Source organism: Streptomyces sp. NPDC056503 (genome assembly GCF_042794995.1).
Lineage (GTDB): Bacteria > Actinomycetota > Actinomycetes > Streptomycetales > Streptomycetaceae > Streptomyces.
Map to the genome: position 1 here is coordinate 1 of NZ_JBHTST010000250.1, position 4,166 is coordinate 4,166.

Here is a 4,166-nt window from a genome sequence, read left to right on the forward strand (position 1 = left end):
GGCGACGAGAAGGACGCCGTCGAGTACGTGAAGCAGCTGCTCTCGTACCTGCCGTCGAACAACCTCTCGGAGGCGCCCGCCTTCCCGGAGACGGCCCAGACCGAGGTGTCGGGCGAGGACCTGGAGCTCGACACGCTGATCCCGGACTCGGCGAACCAGCCGTACGACATGCACAAGGTGATCGAGCACGTCGTGGACGACGGCGAGTTCCTGGAGACCCAGGCGCTGTTCGCGCCGAACATCCTGACCGGTTTCGGCCGGGTGGAGGGCTTCCCGGTCGGCATCGTCGCCAACCAGCCGATGCAGTTCGCGGGCTGCCTGGACATCAACGCGTCGGAGAAGGCCGCGCGGTTCGTGCGGACCTGCGACGCCTTCAACATCCCGGTCCTGACCTTCGTGGACGTGCCGGGCTTCCTGCCGGGCGTGGACCAGGAGTACGGCGGCATCATCCGGCGCGGCGCGAAGCTGATCTACGCGTACGCCGAGGCGACCGTCCCGCTGATCACGGTCATCACCCGCAAGGCGTTCGGCGGCGCGTACGACGTCATGGGCTCCAAGCACCTGGGCGCCGACCTGAACCTGGCGTGGCCGACGGCGCAGATCGCCGTCATGGGCGCGCAGGGCGCCGTCAACATCCTGCACCGGCGGACGATCGCCGAGGCGGAGGCGGCCGGCGAGGACGTCGAGGCGGTGCGGGCGCGGCTGATCCAGGAGTACGAGGACACCCTGCTCAACCCGTACATCGCGGCCGAGCGCGGTTACGTCGACGGGGTGATCCTGCCCTCGGAGACCCGGCCGCAGATCGTGAAGGGTCTGCGTCAGCTGCGGACGAAGCGGGAATCCCTGCCTCCGAAGAAGCACGGCAACATCCCGCTCTAACCCTCGGGAGGGACAGCACGATGATCAAGGTCGTACGAGGCAACCCGACGCCCGAGGAGCTGGCCGCCGCACTGGCGGTGGTCCAGGCCCGGGCCGCGGCCACGGCGGCGGCTGCCGCCGCGGGTCTCGGCCCGGCGGTACCGGAAGGCTGGTCGGACCCGTCACGCATCGCCCGCTCGGCCCGGCCCCGCCCGGGCCCACGGGCCTGGGCCCGGTCCTACTGGCCGGTCTGAAGGGCATGACACGAGCGGAGGCCGGACCCCATGTGCGGGGGGTCCGGCCTTCGCCGTCCTCCGCGCCTGGTGTGCGCGTCACCGGGCGGTTGAGTATCCGTACTCAGGCGTTCCGGGCGTCCCGGCAGCAGGATCGTGGCCATGCTGTGGTCCGACCCGGAGAACAAGCCTCCGAAGTTCCTGCGCGAGGCACAGGCGATGATGCGCAGGTCCGGTGTGATCCTGGCGCTGGCCATGGTCGTCCTGATGCTCGCGGTGGGCGCGCGCTGAGTACGCTGCCCCCATGACTGCTGATCACCAGGGCGGCACGCCCCGCCGGCTCGTCCTCGCCTCCGCCTCCCCCGCCCGGCTCGGTCTGCTCCGTCAGGCCGGGCTCGCGCCCGAGGTGATCGTCAGCGGGGTGGACGAGTCCAAGGTCCACGCCCCGACCCCGGCCGAGCTGGCGCTGGCGCTGGCGGAGGCCAAGGCGGCGCACGTGGCGGCCCGGCCGGAGGTGAGCGGCGCCCTGGTGATCGGCTGCGACTCGGTGCTGGAGTTCGACGGGAGGGCGCTGGGCAAGCCCGCCGACGCCGCCGAGGCCACCGCCCGGTGGCAGGACATGCGGGGCCGCGTCGGCATCCTCCAGACGGGTCACTGCGTGTACGACACGGCGGCCAAGCGGTACGAGTCGGCGACCGCCTCGACGGTGGTGCGGTTCGGCGAGCCGACGGACGCGGAGGTCGCGGCGTACGTGGCGAGCGGCGAACCGCTGCACGTGGCGGGGGCCTTCACGCTGGACGGCCGGTCGGCGCCGTTCATCGAGGGCATCGACGGCGACCCGGGCAACGTGATCGGCCTGTCGCTGCCGCTGCTGCGCAGGCTCCTCGCCAAGCTGGACGTGGGGATCACCGAGCTCTGGACGGCCTGACGGCCCCCTGAGCCGCTGTCAGGCCTCGGCGGGTGCCGGGGCCTTGGCGGGCGCCGGGTCCGCGTCCTCCTTGCCGTACACGACCAGGGTGAGCACGATGAGTCCGACGACGGTCATGAGGAAGGCGAAGGCGCCCCAGCCGATCAGACCGACGGCGACCGCGCCGAGGAGGCCGTGGACGACCGCGCAGCCGATGAGCAGTCCCCGGCCGAGGCGGCCGGGGCGGCGGTCGCGGAGGCCCGTGAGGAGGGCGACGAGAGAGCAGAGCGCGAGGGCGAGGCCGGAGGCGATGCCGAGGGCCCAGGTGCCGGTGACCATGTGGTCGGGGTCGAGTCCGTCGAGGGACATCGACTGGGCCTCCACGAAACGGGCCATGATCGCGTTGAGTCCGACGATCGCGGGCGCCTCCACGAGGAGCACGGCGGCCGTGACGAGTGCGATCGGTCTGCGGGCCACCTCGGCCACCCCCTGGATTCGCCTGTTACCGACAGTACGGTCGACAGCGCGAAGGCTACTGGCCGGTAAACGTCCGGACAAGAGTGTGCGCACCATGGCCGAAGCCCGACGTTCAGGCAAAGAATCATTGCGCCATTCGTAGGGACTCGACAAAGAAACCCGAATGGCGACTGGCTCCACTAACAGAGACCTGCGCCACACCTCGGAGCTACTGTGCCGTAAAGGAACCCTGCGTACCGTGGTGCGACAAGGGATTTCACGACCCGAGCGAGCCTCGAACGACACTCCGTGTGGGCAAGCTCACCACTAGGGACGGGTCGAGGGGCCGTGTCGGCAGTCCCTAAACTCAGCTTGTTTCAAGGAGGGAGCCATCGTGCGCAAGGTGCTCATCGCCAACCGTGGCGAAATCGCTGTTCGTGTCGCCCGTGCCTGCCGGGATGCCGGGATCGCCAGCGTAGCCGTCTACGCCGATCCGGACCGGGACGCTCTGCACGTCCGCGCGGCCGACGAGGCGTTCGCCCTGGGCGGTGACACCCCGGCCACCAGCTACCTGGACATCGCCAAGGTGCTCCAGGCCGCGAAGGACGCCGACGCGGACGCGATCCACCCCGGCTACGGCTTCCTCTCCGAGAACGCGGAGTTCGCCCAGGCCGTGATCGACGCCGGCCTCACCTGGATCGGCCCGCCGCCGCAGGCGATCCGCGACCTCGGCGACAAGGTGGCGGCCCGTCACATCGCGCAGCGCGCCGGCGCCCCGCTCGTCGCGGGCACCCCGGATCCGGTCTCCGGCGCCGACGAGGTCGTCGCCTTCGCCCGGGAGCACGGCCTGCCGATCGCCATCAAGGCCGCCTTCGGCGGCGGCGGCCGCGGCCTCAAGGTCGCCCGCACCCTCGAAGAGGTCCCCGAGCTCTACGACTCCGCCGTGCGCGAGGCCGTGGCCGCCTTCGGCCGCGGCGAGTGCTTCGTCGAGCGCTACCTCGACAAGCCGCGTCACGTCGAGACCCAGTGCCTGGCCGACACCCACGGCAACGTGGTCGTCGTCTCCACCCGTGACTGCTCGCTCCAGCGCCGCCACCAAAAGCTCGTCGAGGAGGCGCCCGCGCCGTTCCTGACGGACGAGCAGAACGCCCAGCTGTACGCGGCGTCGAAGGCGATCCTGAAGGAAGCCGGCTACGTCGGCGCCGGCACGGTCGAGTTCCTCGTCGGCACCGACGGCACGATCTCCTTCCTGGAGGTCAACACCCGCCTCCAGGTGGAACACCCGGTCACCGAGGAGGTCACCGGCCTCGACCTGGTCCGCGAGATGTTCCGGATCGCCGACGGCGAGGAGCTCGGCTACGGCGACCCGGCCGTGCGCGGCCACTCCTTCGAGTTCCGCATCAACGGCGAGGACCCGGGACGGGGCTTCCTGCCCGCCCCCGGCACCGTCACCCTCTTCCAGCCGCCGACCGGCCCCGGCGTCCGCCTGGACGCCGGCGTCGAGTCCGGCAGCGTCATCGGCCCGGCCTGGGACTCGCTCCTCGCCAAGCTGATCGTCACCGGCGCCACCCGCGAGCAGGCGCTCCAGCGCGCCGCCCGCGCGCTCGCCGAGTTCAGGGTCGAGGGCATGGCCACCGCCATCCCCTTCCACCAGGCCGTCGTGGTCGACCCGGCGTTCACCGCCGACCCGTTCCGCGTCCACACCCGGTGGA

At 71.4% G+C, this 4,166-nt stretch carries 6 protein-coding genes; 5 read left to right on the forward strand and 1 reads right to left on the reverse strand.

Annotated elements, in window-relative coordinates; genetic code table 11:
* From ACFQ8C_RS36655 to ACFQ8C_RS36670, 4 genes are all read left to right on the forward strand, one after another.
* A partial coding sequence (locus ACFQ8C_RS36655) for an acyl-CoA carboxylase subunit beta (RefSeq protein ID WP_383466244.1) occupies positions 1 to 879 on the forward strand: 879 nt, incomplete at its 5' end.
* A 20-nt stretch (positions 880 to 899) separates the two neighbouring features.
* Positions 900 to 1,112, forward strand: a complete 213-nt coding sequence (locus ACFQ8C_RS36660) for an acyl-CoA carboxylase epsilon subunit (protein WP_383466246.1) — start codon at positions 900 to 902, stop codon at positions 1,110 to 1,112.
* A 141-nt stretch (positions 1,113 to 1,253) separates the two neighbouring features.
* Positions 1,254 to 1,382 carry a morphogenic membrane protein MmpB gene (gene mmpB, locus ACFQ8C_RS36665; RefSeq protein ID WP_268256536.1) on the forward strand — a complete coding sequence of 43 codons (129 nt, stop codon included), beginning with the start codon at positions 1,254 to 1,256 and terminating at the stop codon, positions 1,380 to 1,382.
* Between the two features lie 13 nt (positions 1,383 to 1,395).
* A complete protein-coding gene (locus tag ACFQ8C_RS36670; RefSeq protein ID WP_383466248.1) occupies positions 1,396 to 2,019 on the forward strand; it encodes a nucleoside triphosphate pyrophosphatase in 624 nt (207 codons plus the stop codon).
* An 18-nt stretch (positions 2,020 to 2,037) separates the two neighbouring features.
* On the opposite strand, the gene ACFQ8C_RS36675 is transcribed toward ACFQ8C_RS36670, so the two are convergent.
* Positions 2,038 to 2,475: a hypothetical protein gene (locus tag ACFQ8C_RS36675; RefSeq protein ID WP_383466250.1), complete on the reverse strand. Its 438-nt coding sequence runs from the start codon at positions 2,473 to 2,475 to the stop codon at positions 2,038 to 2,040.
* A 373-nt stretch (positions 2,476 to 2,848) separates the two neighbouring features.
* Here ACFQ8C_RS36675 and ACFQ8C_RS36680 point away from each other — a divergent pair.
* Positions 2,849 to 4,166, forward strand: a 1,318-nt coding sequence (locus tag ACFQ8C_RS36680) for an acetyl/propionyl/methylcrotonyl-CoA carboxylase subunit alpha (RefSeq protein ID WP_383466251.1), incomplete at its 3' end; no start/stop codon positions are given.